Genomic DNA, 19,271 nt, shown 5'->3' with positions numbered 1-19,271 from the left:
ACCAGAACCGCAGAAATCAGCTGCGCATAAGGCGACTGAAGAATCAGCGGTCCCTGTTGAGTTGGACGGGGGTGCACGCCGCGCGGTGCTCCGGCAATCAGCGAGCTGACATGATTGGCCGCGATCGACTCAGCCCGTGTCGCGGCCATCAGGCCGAGGACCTTCTGTTGGGAGGTATTAACAGCGTTTGCGCTGCACTCCAAGCGCTGAAATCAGGGGAAGCCTAGGTCGGCGAAAGGGCACGAGTTCGGTTCGGCGGCGACTAGCCTGCAGGACTTTGGACAAGCGATACGCAGATAAGCAACCACCGCTTAACGTGCAGTCGAATTACCTATCCAACGATCGAGCAGTGTTTTTTGACCCGTTTCGCGACATCATATTGACGTTCCCTCGCTAATAGTTGCCACATCGCGCCATGCCGTTGCCTCGGAATATCTTCCCTCGGAAATCTGGCTCCCGCACTCCTCGATCGACGTAGTATCATAAGCGGAAGCTCGCTTAAATGTTCACGCCTGCTATTCATAATGAAACGTCTCATCGTTGACGCGCCTTTGTCGGTGATACGACGGCTCTGATCCTGTTCTTTACCATGAGAGGCGTTATCAACGAGCGCTTTAATGCTGGGATGAGTTGGTATCAAGTTCTTCACGCGCGAATACTATGCGCGGCTCTGATGGTCCTGTTGCACGTCCTTATGGCATCCGGCGGAACTATGTAATGCACCACGCGCAGCATGAATCGACTTCACAGCTATTTTGGGATAGCGTTGCGCTGGTGAGCTTTCAAGCTCCGGTCTATGTTGCGATCATTGTGCAAAGTGGCGCTTCGGGGGGTTTATCGCGCGGAGTCTTGGGAGCAACTATTATGATGCTCGTCCTGGGGCGTCCATATGGTGCCTTTTTGAACGGTGTGAAGAGGCTCTTTGGCCTGCCTTCTGGAGGGGCGCGGCCGATGAGTCTTCGCACCTAGTTTCGCGGTAGCGTTGAGATAACGTTGGATAGGTCGAACCTTCGTCATCAATTGATCTGGCGCCCGCACAAGCAAGGGCACGTCGCTGCCATGCAGGCACGAGACAAAGAACGCGACCAGCGCAATTGGCACGTCACGGCAGTTCGCCTTCAGGCTCACGACAAGCGCTCGGAACCAAGACGTAAGTTGGTGACTGCATAATTACCTGCCAGTCCGTCTCTAGGCTCGGTTGTCTTCCTCCGCGTACGCGAGCGAGCCTTTCACCCGACCGAACGATGAAAGCGAAAATCACGTCGCACTCTGCTGTCGATGACATCGGGCCCGAGATCCATCGGTTTGATTTTACTGTCGAAGACGGATTTCATACTCCTATGGTGGAAACAATCTCGCTGCGCACGGCTCGGGTACTGGCGAGCGAACTTCCAGATGGAACAGCCTTCGTTGCCATGCTCCGCGCCATTGTTGCCGCGTCGCCGGAGGAGTTCGACTTGCTTGTCGGTCGGGTGTTTATCGAGTGAACCGTCCCGTAGTTGGACAAGGCCACGGCAAGTGTGGATTACAAATTGATGCCCAGCAATGCGTTTTTGTGTTTATCTGCACTTGAAATTCGTCTTAGGAAGCAGACTGTCACTCCCGCAAAGCGAGGAGGAAGTGCTGAAACGCGCTGACGATATATTTTTGCGACTACTCGACGGAGGGTGGGATGAGGACAGAGGACGGCCTGGTTATGTTGCACGCGCTGCGCAGAGTCACCATTGCGAACGAATTCAAAAACGACGCGGCCGTGGCGATGCGAATACTTGAGCTGATCAATAATATCGGCCAACTCGAGCCGCAAAATTCGGAACTAGCCAGCGCACTCGTTATTGCGCGCGCCGATGTCCTCCTCAAACGTCCGTTACTCGCGTTAGATCGCATAGAAGCTAATGTTTCAGCGCGCGAGGGTGAGCGGTGATGTGGGCCGAAAGACCGGAGCCGGGCCCTCAAATCACCGCATTTTAGCGGCCGATCAACTTTTCTGCTTGCGAACGTTTGTGAACAGCCGTACGTTAGGTCGCGGCACGACTCGCTCCCGAGGCGCTGAAAGCCCTTAGGGCAGGGAGGCGTACAAGGTGAATACTACTTATTTAACTCTTTTCGGGAATAACGCATAGTAGATTCCACTGCGGCCCGCATAATGAGCTTAGCGGCTGTTCTATCTGAAGAAAATACTTTGTAAGCGGTCATTCAACCACGCCCCTCTGATTTTCAGCGCCCTTTCGGAAGGGCAAGTGCCCTGAGAAGCGCGCAATGCTCGGCGGTCCGACTGCTGCAATCCGCCACCTGTCGCAGCGCACGCCGCATACGTTGAAGGTCGCGGATCTTGCCCTCGATGTCGTCGAGGTGAAGGCGAGTCATACGGTCGGCATCCGCGCAAGGACGCTCAGGGTGATGCGCCAGTTCGATCAATTCGCGAATCTCGTCGATGGTAAATCCCAGTTCTCTGCCGCGGCGAATAAAAGCCAGACGCTCCAGTGAGGTGTCGTCGTATCGCCGGTAGCCGTTGCTTGCCCGGCTGATGGCAGGTAACAGGTCGACTTTCTCGTAGTAGCGAATCGTTTCGACATTGACGCCCGAGAGCTGGCCCAGGTCGCCGATAGAGCATGTGTCGGTCATCGCTTGACCCTGTAGTGGCTACAGGGTTCACGATACTCTTCTCGTGACTCGTCGGGGAACCTCCGTGCCAGGACGTTGCTGTAACCATTGTGATGCTCAATCCACGCCGCCCCGCGCCGGGTATCGCAGATTGCTTTGGATCGCGCTCGCTATCAACTTCGTCATGTTCGCCGTCCAAGTGTCGACCGGACTGCGCGACGGATCGGCGTCGCTACTAGCGGATTCGCTCGACTTTCGGGGCGACGCGGCCAACTACGGCATCAGCCTCTTTGTATTGGGATTGGGCCTATCCGCGCGTGCAAACGCGTCTCGACTCAAGGCCCTATCCATGCTGGCGTTTGGCATTTGGGTGCTAGGCCTTGCAGCGTGGCATCTCTTCAGCGGCCGCGTGCCGAGCGCGCCGACTATGGGGGTTGTTGGAACATGTGCCATTTTTGCAAACGGCACGGTAGCGGCACTGCTGTTTCGATTTAAGGACGGAGACAGCAACATGCGCAGCGTGTGGCTCTGCACCCGTAACGACGTACTGGGGAACGTTGCTGTCCTGCTGGCCGCACTCGGCGTGTTCGGGACCGGCTCTGCGTGGCCAGATCTGGTCGTTGCGGCGATCATGTCGCTGCTCGCCTTGACGTCTGCAACGCACATCCTTCGTCAGTCCAATGCAGAACTGCGCGATCACGCCGTCGGTCGAGGCGTTCCTGCAGAACTGTAATTTGCATCAGCATTGCGCTGCTCGACATGTACCTGGCGAGTTCCAGGGAAGGAGTGCCGCGTATTCGTCGACGGACATCGCATGCGGCAGCCGCTGAAACAGCCAGAGAAGGTAGCGGTAAGGATCAGTACTGTTTGCCTTGGCGGACTTAACGAGCGAGTAGAGATTGGCGCTAGCCTGCGCACCGGCAACCGTGTCGGCAAAGAGCCAGCTCTTGCGTCCGACGACGAACGGCCTGATTGCGTTCTCACACAGGTTATTTGATATAGGCCAGTTTCCGTTTCTAATGTAGCGGACCAGCTTGGGCCACTGCCCGCTCATGTAAGGCAGGGCTTTTCCCAGCAGACTTGATGGCACAACAGCAGGCAACTGCGCGGTCATCAATCGTTCGATGATGGCGAGCACGCGAGTACTGTATCGCGCACGCAGCCGCTGCCGACGTTCAGGTTGCCACTGCGCGCTGCGCGCCTCAGTGGCGAATAGTCTGCCAATCAGCGCGATGAATCGCGTAGCCAGCAGATCCGGTGAGCGTGCCGCTTTCGGCACGTTCTCTTCGGCCTTGATGAAACCCCTGCGCACGTGTGCCCAACACCCAAGATGCACAAGCTGATGGTCGTGGGCAATGCCGTTGTAAAGCTCGTACCCATCGGTCATGAGAATGGTGCCGGGCTTTACGCCAGCATAAAGCCTGTGGGCATGTTGTGCGCCTCGTCCCGGAGAATACGAGAACATTCGCACAGGCGGTCCGGAGCCGTTGACCTGTGCCCAGAGATAACTCTTCGCTTGGGTCGTCGACCCGGCTCCTTCAGTACCTGGAAGGTCGTCTCGTCGCCGTAGATGAGTTCCGATTAGAGCAGCGCATCGCGCATTAGATTGATGACCGGCTGCACCGCTTGCCCAACACGCACGACACTGGCAGCTAGCGCATTCGACGAGATGTCGCCACCAAAGCGGCGTAACAGCGTCGCCTGCCGGTACAGTGGCATACCGTACTGATACTTGCCGGTGATGATCCACGCAAGCGCGGATTCGGTGAGTAGCCCGCGCGGGATGATTCGTGCCGACGCCGGTATGACCTTGATGCCCAGGTCGCAGCAGGGACATGCGTATTTAACGCGCTGATGCTGGATGACACGTACCTGTTCGGGAATCACGTCGAGCTGCTCGCTGGTCTCGACGCCGATCTCAACCAGTGCATGGCCGTCGTGTGTGCAGAAGCGGTCCGATTCGGGTAAGTCATGCCGCACGATCTCGCGCGGCAGATTCGGATCAAGCGGTTTGCGACCACGCTTGCAACGCGTGTGACCCGCAACTTTTGAGGCGGGTTCGCCCTCACGCGCCGGCGTGACGTTAGCACCGAGTGCTTCAGCCTCGTTGAACAAGCCGAGCTGCTCGGTCGCACGAGCTTCGCTCGATGCGCTGAACAACTCGTGCCTGTACGCACGCAGCCGCTCTTCCGCAAGATCACGCTCAGCCTTCGCCAAACGAAGTTGATCACGCAATGCTTCGCGCTCTGCGAGCAACGCCTGATACTCTTCTGCACTCAGTGTGACGATGTCGTTCGGCATGGTCGGTTAGACCGTACTGCCGCGGCGCACGTTCAACTGATTCGTTCGTAATAGCGTCGGGGATGCTTCTGGATAACAGCAAGGTCAATGCCGTCGAGCAACCAGTGCAGTTGTTCAACGCTGAGTGTGACCGTGTCGCTTCCATTTGGCCAGATGAAGTGCTCGGCTTCGAGGCGCTTGAGGAACAGCCAGAATCCATTGCCGCCCCAGCCGAGAATCTTGATACGGTCGCGGCGCCGGTTGCCGAACACGAATAGAGCCGTCGCCAACGGGTTCAGACGCATCGTCTGCTCAATCAGGATCGACATGCCGTTGATGCCCACGCGGAAGTCCACCGGATCACGATACAGATAGACCTTCAATCCTTCGTCGAACCGGAACATGGCAGCCTCCCGAGCATCTGAACGATTGCCGTTGAAGCGCACCGGGTTTTCCGGAGACCTTTACTCCTGAGAGAATAGAGTCATGGAAAACCTCGACAAAGCAAAACGGAAGACGGCGCCGAAATATTCGGCGGAAGTGCGTGAGCGCGCGGTTCGTATGGTGTTCGAGCATCGTGCAGAGTACGCGACGCAATGGGAAGCAATCCAGTCGATTGCCGCCAAGATGGGTTGCTCACGCGAAACGTTAAGAAACTGGGTTCGTCAGGCTGAGAGCGATCGTGGTCTGCGCGCGGGCCCCAAGACGCAGGAGCAGGACCGCATCCGCGAGCTTGAACGCGAAGTCCGGGAACTGCGTCAGGCCAATGAAATCCTGCGCAAGGCCTCGGCATATTTCGCACAGGCGGAGCTCGACCGCCGACCGAAGTGATGATTGCCTTCATTGACGATCACCGGTCGGCGTATGGGGTCGAGCCGATCTGCAGGGTGCTGCCGATCGCCCCGTCGACGTATTACCTTCATTCGTCTCGACGCGCTGATCCGCGTCGGCTGCCGCCGCGCGCGCAGCGCGATGCACTGCTGTGTCAGCACATCCGGCGTGTATGGGAGGAGAACTTTCGGGTGTATGGTGCGCGCAAGGTTTGGCGGCAGCTCTCGCGCGAAGGATTCAAGCTCGCACGGTGTACTGTCGAGCGACTGATGAAGCGGCTCGGGCTGCAAGGTGTGCGGCGCGGCAGATCGATTCGAACCACCGTTAGCGAGCGAAACACACCGTGCCCGCTTGATCACGTCCAGCGGCAGTTCAAAGCGTCACGGCCGAACGCGCTGTGGGTGTCAGATTTCGCCTTCGTGGCTACCTGGCAAGGCTTCGCTTATGTTGCCTTCATCGTTGATGTGTTCGCGCGACGCATTGTAGGCTGGAGAGTGTCAAGCTCAGCGCGTACCGACTTCGTGTTGGACGCGCTGGAGCAGGCGGTACATGAGCGCCGACCAGCCGAAAGTAACCGTTTGGTACTTCATTCGGACCGCGGATCGCAATACGTTTCAATTCGGTACACGGAGCGTCTAGCCGAAGCAGGAATCGAACCGTCAGTCGGCAGCGTCGGAGATTCATACGATAACGCACTCGCCGAAACGATCAACGGCCTTTACAAGGCAGAAGTTATTCATCGTCGCGGACCATGGCGTAACGTGCAGGCGGTTGAACTCGCCACGCTTGAATGGGTGGACTGGTTTAATCATCGACGCCTACTTGAGCCGATCGGCAACATCCCGCCGGCCGAAGCGGAAGCCCGCTACTATGAGCAAATCGCTGGAATGCCGATGGCAGCGTAACTCCAGCAAAACCGTCTCCGAAGTTCCCGGTGCGCTTCAGTTCGACCGCATTCGAGTCTGAACTACGACACACCGCTGGCGTACCGCCAGCGCTTAGAAAGAAATTCAACCCAAGCCGTTATTGCTAGAACGCAGTGGTCCTAGAAAAGCGGGCAGGTCACCTCAGCCATTTCGTTCTCTCCGATGGTGAACAGACAATCCGGAGGATGCTCCTTACACCGATGGCTGGCATTCTGCATGTACTACGGCCCAGAGTTTGTCAGCGCAGCGTTGCTCAAGTGGGTGGTATCGGAGAAGATCGAATCGGTGTTAATCGATCCCGGCAAGCCCTGGCAGAATGGCACGAACGAAAGCTTCAACGGTAAATTCCGTGACGAATGTCTTGCCATGGAATGGTTCCGCAATCGGATTGAAGCCAAGATCGTGATTGACGACTGGCGACGGCATTACAACGAGGTTCGACCGCATTCGAGTCTGAACTACGACACGCCGCTGGCGTACCGCCAGCGCTTAGAAAGAAATTCAACCCAAGCCGTTATTGCTAGAACGCAGTGGTCTTAGAAAAGCGGGCAGGTCACGCCGTTGTAGTCGCGCTTAAGACGCCGGTCGACATGGGTGCATATGCCCATGGACGACGGCAGGGGAAGATGTTTCTCCATGGTCACTCAGCCGTTGTCAACTTTGGACGTCGCCAATCGGCAACCGGTGCGTCGCTACACATTCGAGATTTGCGTTGCAAACACGTTTGAGTGCGCAGTTTCGAGACGTGGCAGCGATCTCGGTCGCTAAGCGAGAGTACGGCAGCAGGGGCATTGAGCCTCAACCGCCCCGACGAAATGCGTCGTTAATCATGTCGTCCACCAACGAAAGTCACAGCGCCTGCAGGAGCACTGGTCAATCGGGGGCTCCTAGCTATCGCCGCAGACCTGCGTCACCCTGCTCGACGGCTGCTCGCGTAACTCGCTTCAGGCTGCAGATCTCGCACTTCCGCTCACCGACTTCCTAAAAACGTGCATGACGCGACATCCATGCATGCCTCTCCAACTCGATTGCACACTACATCGCGTTCTTCGCGTTGTTATCTATTGCGTCGCCGCCGATCTTTGAACCGACTTCTCCCCGGATCGCAAAGGCGTCCACCCTCAAACCCGGCTCGCCGCATTCCACGGCATCGTGCAGGCCGATGCTTACTCGGGGTTCGATCAACTGTACTCGAGCGGCGAGATCCACGAAGCGGCATGCTGGATCACGCGAGGAGGTACATTTATGATCTTCACGCGCGCACGACGACTGCGAATACCCAGCAGCTGCTCGAGATGATCGGCGAGCTCTACAGCATAGAAGCCGATATCCGCGGCAAAGAATCAGACGAGCGTCTGCGCGTGAGGCGGGAGAAGAGCAAGCCGTTGCTCGTGAATTCGAAACGACGATCAGGGCAAAACTCACGACGCTATCGACGAAGTCCGCGCTCGCCAAGGCGATCAACTACTCGCTGAACCACTGGGCAGCCCTCACATTCTACTGCGGGGACGGTCTGGCCGAGATAAGCAACGTGCTTGCCGAAAACGCCTTGCGCTGTGTCGCGCTCGGACGCAAAAATTATCTGTTCGTTGGCTCCGACAGCGGGGGCGAGCGGGCCGCCGCGATGTATAGCTTGATCGGAACGTGCAAGCTCAACGGAATCAACCCGCGTGCCTACCTGGAATACGTCCTGACCCACATCGCTGATCACAAGATCTCTCGCATCGACGAACTGCTACCCTGGAACGTGGCCGACAAGCTGAAACCAGCCAACCCGCTCACACTATCAACCGGCTAGATCTGGATGGATTTGGATAGATCGTGTCCATGATCGACAATCGTGGGCACGATCTCTCGTGATCGACACGAATTCCACCACGCCATCACCAACACCATCTTGCCTCACTCGCGCGCGCATGAGGATACGGCCCAGCTGAGCCGCTTACGGTACAACGTACGCCGCCTGCATAGCAGCATCGGATATTGTTCGCCGCTCGAATTCGAAAACCTGAGCGCGAAGACAAGAGCCGCATCACCCTGCGAGTTGCCCACCGACGGGCAGCGTCGTGGTCGTGAAAAACGACCCGCTGCCCGTCCGTGGACAACTCGCGATTCAACACTCAACGGAGGCTAGATAACGTTGAACCCTTGACTGCAAATCCGTCCGTCAGAGCGGGTCAATCTCAGACTGCCGTAGCATGGGCGTGGAATATTCGCCGAATGACGCTTTCATCGGCTTCGACAAAAAGGGCGCCGCGTACGAAGTTCAGACGGCAAAGGGGCGGCGCATTGCGGATATCCTCGTCTTCGCGGGTGGCGTGGGTAACGAGGACATGCTGCGAGGAGCAGAATTGGTTGCGCCGCTCGAGAACAGCGTCGGAAGCGTCGTGCATTTGAGCGCGTTGCCGCCGCTATTCGAGCGAGTAATTTTTAGTCCACGCGTGCACGCTATTCTGCGGCAGGACGGACGCATCGTCATAGCGCAACATTTCACGGGGTCGCCGTTGGGCGATCCCACGGCATCCGATCCGCGCGCGCTGCTGGAAACTGCGCGCACAGTGATCGCGGGTCTGGAAGACGCAGTGATCGAAAAGGTGACCAGCACGAAACGGGTGATTCCCATCGATGGTCTTCCGGTAATCAGTGAGTCCGAAGCCCTGCTGGGCGTAGTTGCGATTACTACGATGCCGCAGTTACGCTGGGCCCGATCCTTTCCCAATTCATCACCGCGGAGCTGCTCGATGGTGTCGGCGTGGAGAATCTTGATCCGTACAGGGCTTCGCGATTCGACAAAAAGGAGTTTGACTTTGACTGAGCCAGAAGTTCTTGGGTGCGAAGTCAAATTAGTTCGGGGACTGACGTTAGCGTCGTGTCGCGTTCGATCATGTTAGAGGGGGACACGACCAGATCTACGGGCCGTTCCGCCCACGAGTTATCCAAATGGTTGAAAATGCAGGGCATGCATGGCCGGCGTCCGTTGTTACCGGAGTGCGGCGAATGACGCCGCAGTGTTTGCAAGGCGCACGACTATGCTCGATAAACGTTGGACGAGCTTACCACTGCTGGTACAGACGAAAATTCGATTAGTGAGCGCATGACCGGACCGCGTGCCGTGTGATGCAATCCTGGCACTAGAACGCTTGAAAAACGCGCAAGATACGACTCTCCCCGTCGACCGCTGCGAGTATGCGTCTAAGTCCCCGCTCGAACGAAGAGGCAACGCGTTTTCCCCTGAACGTCGCCGACGCACAAGATGTCGTTCCAGCGCACCGTGAATTTCGGCGCATGAGAGGCTGCGACTTCAAAGGGAAGATGACAAGGCGCCCCTGGCAGAAAGTCCGGCGCCGCTTCGATTGCAAGCATTGTTTCGTCGAATCGGTATGATTGCTGGGGCTTTTGTCACCAATCGCTAGAAACTGGAAACTGCTACATACGCTCAACGGGTTGGGCCATCGCAGCGATCGACTATCAAGAAGATAAATGATGCGCTTGAGCTAGAAATAAATAACAGCGTAGCGTCGCAAAGCTTGGCGTTCACAAGGAAACGGAAGAGGGTGATGGATCGATAGTTGATAACCATTCCGAATACCCCTCGATCGCAGAGGGCGCGCCTCTAACTTCTATAGTCTGGCATGTCTTTATCGATTAGTCGCAGCGCAGCCTGCCAAGCCAGCTTGTTGGTCCGTGGTGAACTCTCACGTACGTATTGACTGGCAGTCAATCGGCAAACTTCGGGAGATGGCATGCGTAGTGGGGATCCTCCTGCGAGTGCCTTGATTTGCGCATCGCAGGCGCGCTCAAGATAATAGAATTCCTGGAATGCGTCGTGAGCCGTCGCGCCCGCCGTCAGCAGCCCGTGGTTGCGCAAGATCATCGCGTTATGCTGGCCCAGATCGTTCACGAGTCGCTCTCTTTCACTCAAACTCAGCGCAATGCCTTCATAGTCGTGATAGGCGAGCTTCTCGTAGTACTTCATCGCATGCTGGCTGATTGGCAAGAGACCGTGTTCCTGCGCCGCAACCGCGATTCCCGACGCGCTGTGCGTGTGAATGATGAAGTGAAGGTCCGGGCGTGCCATGTGTATCGCCGAATGAATCACGAAGCCGGCCGCGTTGACATCTTCATGGGTCGCATTCTCGCCTTCGCAGACGCGGCCGAGATAGTCGATCCTGACAAGATCGGATGCGCACATCTCCTGAAACAGCACGCCATGCCGGTTGATGAGGAACGAGGGAGATTCGCCCGGAACGCGCGCCGTGATGTGCGTGTCGATCATGTCGGTCAATCTGAAGTGCGCAACGAGCCTGTACAGGGCCGCCAATTGCACGCGCGTGGCATGTTCCTGCTCGGCCGGGGACTGAAAAGTATCCGCAATCTTGTTCATGGAATCGATTAGGAAGTGAGTGTGTACGGTTCGAATCGATCAGTAGCCGCGCGATCGATCGAGCTCGCCGTCGGGCCATCCGCCTTCGATCAGGCTTTTGATGTTCAAGGCAATGCGACGCGCACCGTATTCTGGAGTGGTCGCCGCCGCTGCGTGCGGCGTGACATGCACACGCGGATGACGCCAATAAGGGTCGTCCTTCGCCAGCGGCTCGCGACGAAACACATCCAGCGCCGCACCTGCCGTGTGTTCCGAATCGAGCGACGCCAACAATGCCTGATCCACGACAATGTCGCCACGACTCATATTGATCAGATACGAGCCTCGCGGCATCTCGCTCAGGCGCTGCGCATCGATCAGGTTGCAGGTGTCCGGCGTGGGCGGCAGCAGCGAGATGAGTATGTCGGTGCGATTCAGAAACGAGCGCAACTGATCCCCGCCGAAATAACTCTTTACGCCCGGGATCTTCTTTTCCGAGCGGCTCCAGCCCGCCACGTCGAACTGCAGATCGCGCAGCGTTGCCGCGACGCCGGCGCCCACAGTGCCCATGCCGAGAACGCCCACGCGGCAGGTCGAATTCGCGTGAATCTTGTGCCGCAGCCATTCGCTGTTGCTTTGCTGCCCGGCATACACCGCATAGTTCCGATGAAAATGCAGGACCCAGTGCAGGGCGTGACACGTCATGTCCTGTGTGAGTACTGGATCGATTAGCCGGAAGATCGGCACGTCGTCCGGCAGCAACTCGTCGCGCAGAATATGGGTGACGCCAGCGCCGATCGAAAAGATCGCTTTCAGATTCGGATAGCCCGCCAATGCGCCAACAGGCGGCATCCATGTCAGTACGTAGTCGATGTCTGTTGGGTCGCCGACGTCGGCAACGGTGCGGAAATCGAGTCCGTCGAGATAGGGCACCATATGCTGCCGCCACGGTTCCGAGTCTTCGCCTTCCCACAGAAATAGCACCGTCGGCGCTTTGCCCGGCGTAGTCGTGCGCTTGCCAAGGTCAAGGATCTTGTTCATTTTTGAGCTTTGATTTCGAAGAGTTTGACCACGTTGGTGAGGACCAGATGCGCTTTCAACTCCGCTACCGCCGCCTCGACGTTTTTCCGCGCGATGGCATCGACGATTCGCGCGTGTTCCTCGTTGGCCGATGTCAGGTTCAGAATCTCGCGTACGGCGATGTTGCGAATCATCATCACTTGCTCGTGAACGCCAACTAGCATGCCGTAAAGAACCCGGTTGCCCGACAAGGCGGCGATATGCAGATGGAACTGTGAATCGATCTTGTTGAAGCGTTCGACGTCCGCCGTTTCGATCGCCTTCCACATCAGCTCGATATGGCGCTTGAGTTCGTCGATATCGTCCGGCGTGATCTTGTCGATGGCACTGCGGATGGTCTGCGTCTCGATGCAGAGTCGCGCTTCGTACAGTTGCGTCAGGTCGTCTTCCGTCATCTTCCGGACGACATACGCGCGGCCGTCGCGTTCGATCAGCTTTTCTTTCTCAAGCTGCATGAGGGCCTCGCGAACCGGCGTGCGGCTGGCATTGAAGCGCTCGGCCACACTGCTTTCGTAAAGACGTTCGCCAGGCCGGATACCGGCTTGCAGCAGTTGGTCCTTCAGTTCCGCATATACCTGCTCGCTTCGTCGCGGTGCGATCTGACGCAGGTTATCCGACACATCGTTAGTTAATTCCATCTCTGTTCACTCCTGCGCATGGTGCGAAAGGGCGCGAGCGCGGTCTGAGCGGCGGCCACGCTTGTGCGCCGCATTCCGGTCCCGCTTGCCAGTTTTCTTGCCGTTTTTCGAGCAAGCAGGATTGAGGAAAATGTATACCTAAAATTTGTTACAGGCAATCATTTAAAGCTTTAATCGATTTTTATCCCGTAATTTGGCCTTATATCTTGTTGACGATGTTTTTGTTCATCAATAACGTATACCGAAATTGTTGACAGGGGATCGATTTGCGTATCAATCTTGGGTTGTTGCAGGAGCGCCATTTCGATGTCGCGGTGATCGGGGCCGGAATCAATGGTGCATCGGCGGCGCAGCATCTTGCGGCCGCCGGATATCGGGTCGCCATGGTCGACAAGGGCGACTACGGCTCGGCGGCGTCGAGCCGATCGAGCCGTATCCTGCATAGCGGTTTGCGCTACTTCGCGCCGAAGCGCTCGTTGTGGGAACACCTGGCCCACCCGCTGCGCTTTTTTGAACTTGCGGGCACGGCCTTCCAGTCGATGGCGGCAATGGGCGAACTCATCGCAACCATCCCGGACAAGCTGAAGCCCTTGAGTCTCACGATGCCGATCTACAAGGACACCCCTTACCGCGGCTGGCATGTGGATCTGGGCGTGCTGGCGCTGCGGCTGTCGAAGCTCGGACGCGTTCCGCTAACTTACCGGCGCACCAGAAACGACGGCAGCAAACGTGACCGTCCTGGCGACTGGCTGCGCGACCAGTCGTCGATCACGCATTTCGCCCGCTTCAGTGATTTCACGTTCGTCTGGCCCGAGCGCATCACGATCGACGCAGTTATGGACGCGCGGCGGCTTGGCGCAACGGTCCGCAACTATACGAAGGTGGAACGGCTGTGGCGCGCACCGGACGGCAAGTGGCAGCTTTCGCTGCGCGACTGCCTAGACCCCACGCAGCACGCGCAACTGAGCGCCAGCGTGGTCATCAACGCGGCGGGCGTGTGGATGGACGATCTGCATCGCGGCGTGGCTGCCGGGGCCGCGCGCCGCCGCGTCATCGGCATCAAGGGGAGCCACATTCTGGTCAGGATGCCGTCCGATTTCGCCAACGAAGGCATCGCGGCCATGAACCGGGAGAATGAGGCGATCTTCTGCCTGCCGGCGGGTGAGTTTCACTACATCGGTCCGACCGAGACTATGTATGAGGGCGATATCGACCGGGTGGTGCCGGAAGAAGACGAGATTCGCTTCTTGCTCGACGAGGCCAACCACCTGATGCCGGGACTCGGCTTGACGCGCGAACACGTGATCTCTGCATGGGCCGGGGTTCGGCCCATGACGTTCGACCCGCTTTATCCGAAGGGCAAGCGTCTGCCGTTCAGTGTCCTGCACGACATGGCGTCCGACGGCATGCCGAACCTGCTCGCGCTGACGTGGGGCACCTTCAATCTTCATCGTCACTCGGCGCGCAAGATCGTCGCGGCCGTGCGCAGGCGAATTCGCAGCACGGGACCGAAACAAACGCCGATCTATTCGACGGCCCTGCGCACCGAAGTGGCCAACGACACGACCCGCGCGGGCGAACTCACGCCCGCCGCCCGATCTCTTCTGCGCGCGATCCTGAGAGATGAGGACGTGACGAGCCTGATCGATCTGGTCTGCCGCCGAACGCCACTGGGCTGGAATCCGGAACTGACCGGGCCGGTGATCACGCAGGTGGCGCGTCTCGCGATGGATGCCTTGAATTGGGACGAAGCGCGCGTCCGGGAGGAAGTCGCCGGGCTGACTGACTACCTGAATGCGCAGCATTTGAGGCGAATGGCGCCCGTCGCTCTGACTGTCTGAGTCCGCGCGTTGTTTGTCGGCAACACGAATCCGAACCTGTCCGTCCACCTTCCACACAGATAGCGAGTCCAAGCCATGTCCATCAAAGCGAAGCCGTTGCAATCCGAGTCGCGCCGTCTCTTCATCAAGGCGTCCGCCGTGACTGGCGCTGCCCTTGCCAGCCCGGCGCTTGTGAGAGCCGCATCGAAGTCGATGACGCTCGTCAGTTGGGGCGGCACTTATCATGATGCGGTCAAGCGGGCCATCGCCGATCCTTTCACGGCGGAGACGGGCATTCAGGTCAACATGTTCGACACGGCGGATCTCGCAAAGCTCCGTGCGCAGGTAATGACCAATAACGTGCAATGGGACGTGTTCGATGCGCCGAGCGCACTGGGTGTCGCGGGCGTCAACGCAGGGCTGTGGGAAACGCTCGACCCGAACATGTTCGATCGCAAGGATCTGATCGTCGACGTTCAAAACAATCTGGTTCCCTGGTATGTGTTCGTTGGCGGTATCGCGTGGAACCCGAAAAAGCTCGGCGGTAAGCATCCTCAAAACTTTAAGGAATACTTCGATCCCGTGGCGTTCCCCGGCAAACGCACGTTCCGCAGTCGGCCGAGCGAAACGTTCGAGATGGCCTTGCTGGCTGACGGCGTGGATCCAGCAAAGCTGTATCCGCTCGACATCGACCGGGCATTCAGGGTTTTGGATCGAATCAAACCGCACGTGGCGAAATGGATTGAGTCGACACCGCAAACGCTGACCTTGCTGGATGCAGGCGAAACCGACTACACGTACACGTATTCGGCGCGCGTCAAACCGGCGAAGCTGAGCGGCGGAGCTGTCGATTTCTCGTTCCAGCAAACGATGGCCGGATTCGAATATCTGGCGGTCGTGAAAAATACGCCGAACAGGGATGCAGCGTACAAATTCATCGCATTCGCAACGCGGCCCGACCGTCAAGCAGCGCTGCAGGAGCTTTTGGGCTACACGCCGAGTAGCAGGAAAGCCCTTGCGTTGATGAACCCCGAAAGCCGAAAGTGGATTCCCGAGATCGGGTCAAACGGCAACACACTCGTCAACGATGCATGGTGGACGCAGAATTTCGACGCCGTCGGGCTGCGGTTCAAAGAGTGGATCATGAGTTGATGTGGTCGGCCACCTGCGCAGGCCCACTGCGCGCGCGCCGCTTATCCCGCTGGGCAAGCGTGGTTCGCACACATCTTTATCAGCAAATCTAATTAAGAGAATCATCTTTTCAACTGGCGAACGAAGCCCGAATTTTGGGCATCTACGCTTGGGGTGCCTCGCCGAATCGTTCGGTACGAGAACATCCACCACACGCAGAGACTCAAATGAAGAAAACGCTTGTCGTCGCCAGTTTGCCGCTCGTCTTTTCCGCCGCCGCGAATGCACAAAGTTCGGTGACGCTCTACGGTCTGATCGATGTGGGTATCGTCTATACAAATAATGCAGCGAGTCAGAAGCAATGGCTGATGAGCAGTGGAAACATCCAGGGCAGCCGCTGGGGCTTGCGTGGCGCCGAGGATCTCGGCGGCGGCCTGAAAGCCATCTTCGTGCTGGAAAACGGCTTCAGCATCGCCAGCGGACGCCTGGGTCAGGGCGGCGACGAGTTCGGCCGCCAGGCGTATGTTGGCCTGCAATCCGCACGCGCGGGCACCGTGACGTTCGGCCGTCAGTATGATTCCATCGCGGATTTCACGGGCGTGTTCGAAGTCGCAGATCAATGGTCGCCTTTCTACGGCGCGCATCCCGGCGATCTCGACAATATGAATAACACTAATCGCGTGAACAACACGGTCAAGTTTAAAAGCCTCACCTACGGCGGCTTCAGTTTTGGCGGAATGTACAGTCTGGGCGGCGTGGCGGGCCAGTTCAATCGCAATCAGGTGTGGTCGCTGGGCGCAGGGTACGGCAATGGTCCCCTCACGGCAGGGATCGCTTACGTGAACGTGAAAGACCCCAACTTCTCGTACTTTGGCAACAACTCGACCTCCAGCGCGACGGCATCGAACATGACGGCAAGCCGCGTTTACTCGGGCTATGCGTCGGCCAAGACGCAGGAAATCTGGACCGCGGGCGCGGCCTATGCCTTCGGCGGCGCAACGGTCGGCGCGACCTATAGCAATACGCAGTTCAAGGACATCGGCACGCTCGCCGGCTTACCCGCCACCGGCGCGGGTGGTGATGCGAAGTTCCATAACGTCGAAGTTAACTTCAAATATCAGTTCACGCCGGCATTGCTTGCCGGCGCCGCGTATGACTACACGAAAGGCTACGGCGTCAACGATGCGAAGTATCACCAAGGCGTGATCGGCCTCGACTACTTCCTGTCCAAGCGCACGGACGTCTACGCCGACGCAATCTATCAGCATGCGACCGGCACGGACTCTACAGGTAACAAGGCCGTCGCGAACATTAATTTCCTGTCGGCCTCGTCGACGCAAAATCAGGTAATGGGCATCGTTGGCATGCGTCATAAGTTCTGAACGCTTGGGCTGCTAACGTAAGCGCCGCTTTTTTTTTGCATAAGCGGCGCTTAATGCCACGCACGCCGGAATTTAATCGGCTACGTTCTTGGCATGAAAGCGGGTTCGTCGGATCATCGACGCCCCCGCGTGCACAGAACAGAGGTTTCACATGCAGTTGACATTCGGGCAGGTTTTCCGTGGCAGCGCACCCGTGATCGTGGCGACGCCGCATATTGGTACGACCGTGCCTCCCGAGTTACAGGCACGGACTGTGTGGGCAGACATCGACGGTCGCCTGTCCGACCCGGCAGGTGTGGCGTTGCAACAAGCGGCGATAAGTCAGAGGGTGACCTGCGTTAGCGCTCGCCTGCATCCGTGCGTCGTTGATTTCAACGTTGCGCTCGATCATCGTCCGCTATCGGCCGGGCTCAATCGCAGCGGCTTGTGCCGGACGCATACCTCGCGAGGCGAAGCGCTCTACGAGCCCGGAGCCGAGCCTTCGGAAACCGAAGTCCAGGCACGCGTCGATGCATACTGGCGTCCGTATCATGACGCACTCACGGACGAATTGCTCCGATTGCGCGCCGTGCACGCCAATGTGCTCCTGCTCGTCTCGCATGCGAGTTCGTGGCTATCGCCGTATCGCTCGCAGGTCGACGCGGCCGATTGCAACGCGGCGACGAATCGGGGGACATCGTGCGACCAGCGCCTGGTCAGCGCCCTGACCAAAGCATTGCGCCCGCAAGCGCGGTCGTGGGTTGTCAATGGCAAGCTGGCCGATAATTTCGCGGCGCAGCGCTACGGCCAGCCTGAGCGTGGCGTGCATGTCATCGAAATTGAAGTTGCGGGCCGCTGGCGCAACGAACTTGAACTGCCGAAACACGACAGGGCCGACGCCGCGCCTAGCGTAGCCGGGATGACCTTTTTTCTAACGTCGCTGACCCATGCACTCGGACACCTTCCGCCCGCCGAGGCACTCGTGAAGGCCGAACTGGTCGCAGGCGGCCAAGCCTACTGATTCCCGCGCGTCCAAGCTTTTCTGACTGTGCGTCGCCATGTGCTACATTCGGCTCTTACTTCGTTGCCGAACATGAAAGAGAGCGCACCTGAACAGTACCCCGACTGGGACCTACTTGCGAGTTGGGTCGCGGTAATCGAAGCGGGCTCGATCTCAGACGCGGCCAACCGGCTGGCGATCTCGCAAGCCGGCGTCTCGCAGCGGATCAAGGCGCTGGAGACCATCCTCGACACCACCCTGCTGGATCGTGCCACGCGGCCCGCGCGTCCGACGGCCGCGGGTCAGCGACTATTTGAACACGCAACCGTTCTGCTGCAAGGCGCCGATCAGATGATCGAAAGCGTGCGCAACGTGACACGCGCGAAACGCGTCGTCGTCCGGCTCGGTTGCGTGGATTCGTTCGCCGCGACGATCGGTCCGATTATCATCAAAGCGCTATCGGGCACCTCGCATCAGATCCGCCTGTGGTCGGGCATCACCCCAACGCTCGACGGCCAGCTCGAAGCGCGCCAGCTCGATATGGCCGTGACCACGACCGGGATTTCGCAGACGCCCGGCATCCGCCGCAGGAAATTGTTCTCCGAGCCTTACGTGGTCGTGCTGCCCAAGGGTTTTGAAGTCGATCGCTTCACCACCCTTACCGATCTCAGCCGCCATCTCCAGTTCATTCGCTATAGCGCGCGCTCGATGATCGGACAACACATCGACGCCTATCTCGTCTCGAATGCTGAGAACATCGAGCGCACCTGCGAATTCGACGCAACCGATCCCATGCTCAGTCTTGTCGCGGCGGGTCTCGGTTTCGCCGTAACGACGCCACTCTGCCTGTGGCAATCGCGGCATTACGTGGCGGACGTGCGCGTCATTCCCCTGTCGTCGTTCTCGCGGCACGGGCGTGCCTATCAAAACCTGACGCGCTCGTTCTATCTCTCGTTTCGCGAGAACGAACTCGGCAATCTTCCCGCCGATCTTCACGATCTGCTGCGCCGCGCCTACGAACGTCAGGTATCGCGAGATATTGCGAAGGCGTTGTCCCTGCCGCTCGAAGAAGTCTGCCCGCCGGACGAAGCGTGATTCGCGTGCGCGCGTTTCCATAACGACGGCGCATCCAAAGCATAAGTTGGGGTTAAACAAGCGAAGGCAGGTTTTTCGACGGCTACGCTCAGTGATGAGTAACATCGGCTTCATCCGGTGTCATCCAAACATATTCATCAGG

At 58.2% G+C, this 19,271-nt stretch carries 17 protein-coding genes, 4 pseudogenes and 1 other annotated feature; of the genes and pseudogenes, 14 read left to right on the top strand and 7 right to left on the bottom strand.

What is annotated here, in order from left to right; all coding sequences use genetic code 11:
• Positions 1-556: 556 nt before the first annotated feature.
• The 3 genes and pseudogenes from alaE to NCR40_RS28980 form a co-directional block, all read left to right on the top strand.
• Positions 557-969 (top strand): annotated as a pseudogene (gene alaE / locus NCR40_RS31550) (L-alanine exporter AlaE); the annotation flags it as partial.
• 275 nt (positions 970-1,244) lie between these two features.
• On the top strand, positions 1,245-1,487 hold the full coding sequence (locus tag NCR40_RS28985) for a hypothetical protein (protein WP_250511503.1): 243 nt from the start codon (positions 1,245-1,247) through the stop codon (positions 1,485-1,487).
• Positions 1,488-1,672: 185 nt separating this feature from the next.
• On the top strand, positions 1,673-1,924 hold the full coding sequence (locus tag NCR40_RS28980; RefSeq protein WP_250511502.1) for a hypothetical protein: 252 nt from the start codon (positions 1,673-1,675) through the stop codon (positions 1,922-1,924).
• A gap of 293 nt (positions 1,925-2,217) precedes the next feature.
• Here NCR40_RS28980 and NCR40_RS28975 read toward each other — a convergent pair whose 3' ends face one another.
• On the bottom strand, positions 2,218-2,625 hold the full coding sequence (locus tag NCR40_RS28975) for a MerR family transcriptional regulator (RefSeq protein WP_250511501.1): 408 nt from the start codon (positions 2,623-2,625) through the stop codon (positions 2,218-2,220).
• A 43-nt stretch (positions 2,626-2,668) separates the two neighbouring features.
• On the opposite strand from NCR40_RS28975, the gene NCR40_RS28970 reads away from it, so the two are divergent.
• Complete coding sequence (locus NCR40_RS28970; RefSeq protein ID WP_502801044.1) at positions 2,669-3,337, top strand: cation efflux transmembrane domain-containing protein; 669 nt, start codon at positions 2,669-2,671, stop codon at positions 3,335-3,337.
• A 6-nt stretch (positions 3,338-3,343) separates the two neighbouring features.
• On the opposite strand, the pseudogene tnpC reads toward NCR40_RS28970, so the two are convergent.
• Both tnpC and tnpB read right to left on the bottom strand, forming a co-directional pair.
• Positions 3,344-4,905: pseudogene (tnpC, locus tag NCR40_RS28965) on the bottom strand (IS66 family transposase).
• Between the two features lie 32 nt (positions 4,906-4,937).
• Positions 4,938-5,288 (bottom strand): IS66 family insertion sequence element accessory protein TnpB, encoded by a 351-nt coding sequence (gene tnpB, locus NCR40_RS28960; protein ID WP_250511499.1) that lies wholly within the window; start codon positions 5,286-5,288, stop codon positions 4,938-4,940.
• An 82-nt stretch (positions 5,289-5,370) separates the two neighbouring features.
• Here tnpB and NCR40_RS28955 point away from each other — a divergent pair.
• Positions 5,371-6,620 (top strand): IS3 family transposase gene (locus tag NCR40_RS28955; protein ID WP_502801043.1). Its coding sequence is split into 2 segments (ribosomal slippage): positions 5,371-5,683 and positions 5,683-6,620, totalling 1,251 coding nucleotides; the frame shifts between segments, so codons are not numbered across the junction.
• Positions 5,673-5,789: a sequence feature (AL1L pseudoknot), on the top strand. Its footprint overlaps the gene before it by 117 nt.
• Before the next feature lie 246 nt (positions 6,621-6,866).
• Positions 6,867-7,181: pseudogene (locus tag NCR40_RS28950) on the top strand (integrase core domain-containing protein); the annotation flags it as partial.
• A 495-nt stretch (positions 7,182-7,676) separates the two neighbouring features.
• On the opposite strand, the gene NCR40_RS31680 reads toward NCR40_RS28950, so the two are convergent.
• Positions 7,677-7,850 (bottom strand): hypothetical protein, encoded by a 174-nt coding sequence (locus tag NCR40_RS31680; RefSeq protein ID WP_502801042.1) that lies wholly within the window; start codon positions 7,848-7,850, stop codon positions 7,677-7,679.
• 8 nt (positions 7,851-7,858) lie between these two features.
• On the opposite strand from NCR40_RS31680, the pseudogene NCR40_RS31675 reads away from it, so the two are divergent.
• From NCR40_RS31675 to NCR40_RS28940, 3 genes and pseudogenes are all read left to right on the top strand, one after another.
• Positions 7,859-8,193, top strand: a pseudogene (locus NCR40_RS31675) (IS66 family transposase); the annotation flags it as partial.
• A 72-nt stretch (positions 8,194-8,265) separates the two neighbouring features.
• Positions 8,266-8,439 (top strand): transposase domain-containing protein, encoded by a 174-nt coding sequence (locus NCR40_RS31670; RefSeq protein WP_502801046.1) that lies wholly within the window; start codon positions 8,266-8,268, stop codon positions 8,437-8,439.
• Between the two features lie 400 nt (positions 8,440-8,839).
• A complete protein-coding gene (locus NCR40_RS28940) occupies positions 8,840-9,532 on the top strand; it encodes an FAD-dependent oxidoreductase (protein WP_250511497.1) in 693 nt (230 codons plus the stop codon).
• 722 nt (positions 9,533-10,254) lie between these two features.
• Here the strand turns inward: NCR40_RS28940 and NCR40_RS28935 are convergent.
• Genes NCR40_RS28935 through NCR40_RS28925 form a run of 3 tightly spaced genes read right to left on the bottom strand, consistent with a single transcriptional unit; the run spans position 10,255 to position 12,722 of the window.
• The gene (locus NCR40_RS28935; protein WP_250511496.1) at positions 10,255-11,025 is read right to left on the bottom strand and encodes a class II aldolase/adducin family protein; all 771 of its coding nucleotides are present in this window, start codon (positions 11,023-11,025) and stop codon (positions 10,255-10,257) included.
• Between the two features lie 39 nt (positions 11,026-11,064).
• Positions 11,065-12,045, bottom strand: coding sequence for a 2-hydroxyacid dehydrogenase (locus tag NCR40_RS28930; protein ID WP_250511495.1), 981 nt, complete (start codon positions 12,043-12,045; stop codon positions 11,065-11,067).
• Complete coding sequence (locus tag NCR40_RS28925) at positions 12,042-12,722, bottom strand: GntR family transcriptional regulator (RefSeq protein WP_250511494.1); 681 nt, start codon at positions 12,720-12,722, stop codon at positions 12,042-12,044. The genes NCR40_RS28930 and NCR40_RS28925 overlap by 4 nt, the downstream gene beginning before the upstream one ends.
• A 266-nt stretch (positions 12,723-12,988) precedes the next feature.
• On the opposite strand from NCR40_RS28925, the gene NCR40_RS28920 reads away from it, so the two are divergent.
• From NCR40_RS28920 to NCR40_RS28900, 5 genes are all read left to right on the top strand, one after another.
• Positions 12,989-14,563: an FAD-dependent oxidoreductase gene (locus NCR40_RS28920; RefSeq protein ID WP_250511493.1), complete on the top strand. Its 1,575-nt coding sequence runs from the start codon at positions 12,989-12,991 to the stop codon at positions 14,561-14,563.
• A 75-nt stretch (positions 14,564-14,638) separates the two neighbouring features.
• The gene (locus NCR40_RS28915) at positions 14,639-15,694 is read left to right on the top strand and encodes an ABC transporter substrate-binding protein (protein WP_250511492.1); all 1,056 of its coding nucleotides are present in this window, start codon (positions 14,639-14,641) and stop codon (positions 15,692-15,694) included.
• 206 nt (positions 15,695-15,900) lie between these two features.
• Positions 15,901-17,055 carry a porin gene (locus tag NCR40_RS28910; RefSeq protein ID WP_250511491.1) on the top strand — a complete coding sequence of 385 codons (1,155 nt, stop codon included), beginning with the start codon at positions 15,901-15,903 and terminating at the stop codon, positions 17,053-17,055.
• A gap of 151 nt (positions 17,056-17,206) precedes the next feature.
• Positions 17,207-18,055 (top strand): N-formylglutamate amidohydrolase, encoded by an 849-nt coding sequence (locus NCR40_RS28905; protein ID WP_250511490.1) that lies wholly within the window; start codon positions 17,207-17,209, stop codon positions 18,053-18,055.
• A 72-nt stretch (positions 18,056-18,127) separates the two neighbouring features.
• Positions 18,128-19,129: a LysR family transcriptional regulator gene (locus tag NCR40_RS28900; RefSeq protein ID WP_250511489.1), complete on the top strand. Its 1,002-nt coding sequence runs from the start codon at positions 18,128-18,130 to the stop codon at positions 19,127-19,129.
• The last annotated feature ends 142 nt before the right edge of the window (positions 19,130-19,271 follow it).

The organism is Caballeronia sp. GACF4 (assembly GCF_023631025.1).
Taxonomy (GTDB): Bacteria; Pseudomonadota; Gammaproteobacteria; order Burkholderiales; family Burkholderiaceae; genus Caballeronia.
Note: the sequence above shows the minus strand (reverse complement) of the source record. Positions and strands in the feature narration are given on the sequence as shown.

Excerpts from the sequence above, each read along its gene's own strand:
- NCR40_RS28985 (WP_250511503.1), top strand. The coding sequence starts at position 1,245 with ATGAAAGCGAAAATCACGTCGCACTCTGCTGTCGATGACATCGGGCCC.
- NCR40_RS28980 (WP_250511502.1), top strand. The coding sequence starts at position 1,673 with ATGAGGACAGAGGACGGCCTGGTTATGTTGCACGCGCTGCGCAGAGTC.
- NCR40_RS28975 (WP_250511501.1), bottom strand. The coding sequence starts at position 2,625 with ATGACCGACACATGCTCTATCGGCGACCTGGGCCAGCTCTCGGGCGTC.
- tnpB (WP_250511499.1), bottom strand. The coding sequence starts at position 5,288 with ATGTTCCGGTTCGACGAAGGATTGAAGGTCTATCTGTATCGTGATCCG.
- NCR40_RS31670 (WP_502801046.1), top strand. The coding sequence starts at position 8,266 with ATGTATAGCTTGATCGGAACGTGCAAGCTCAACGGAATCAACCCGCGT.
- NCR40_RS28940 (WP_250511497.1), top strand. The coding sequence starts at position 8,840 with ATGGGCGTGGAATATTCGCCGAATGACGCTTTCATCGGCTTCGACAAA.
- NCR40_RS28935 (WP_250511496.1), bottom strand. The coding sequence starts at position 11,025 with ATGAACAAGATTGCGGATACTTTTCAGTCCCCGGCCGAGCAGGAACAT.
- NCR40_RS28930 (WP_250511495.1), bottom strand. The coding sequence starts at position 12,045 with ATGAACAAGATCCTTGACCTTGGCAAGCGCACGACTACGCCGGGCAAA.
- NCR40_RS28925 (WP_250511494.1), bottom strand. The coding sequence starts at position 12,722 with ATGGAATTAACTAACGATGTGTCGGATAACCTGCGTCAGATCGCACCG.
- NCR40_RS28915 (WP_250511492.1), top strand. The coding sequence starts at position 14,639 with ATGTCCATCAAAGCGAAGCCGTTGCAATCCGAGTCGCGCCGTCTCTTC.
- NCR40_RS28910 (WP_250511491.1), top strand. The coding sequence starts at position 15,901 with ATGAAGAAAACGCTTGTCGTCGCCAGTTTGCCGCTCGTCTTTTCCGCC.
- NCR40_RS28905 (WP_250511490.1), top strand. The coding sequence starts at position 17,207 with ATGCAGTTGACATTCGGGCAGGTTTTCCGTGGCAGCGCACCCGTGATC.
- NCR40_RS28900 (WP_250511489.1), top strand. The coding sequence starts at position 18,128 with ATGAAAGAGAGCGCACCTGAACAGTACCCCGACTGGGACCTACTTGCG.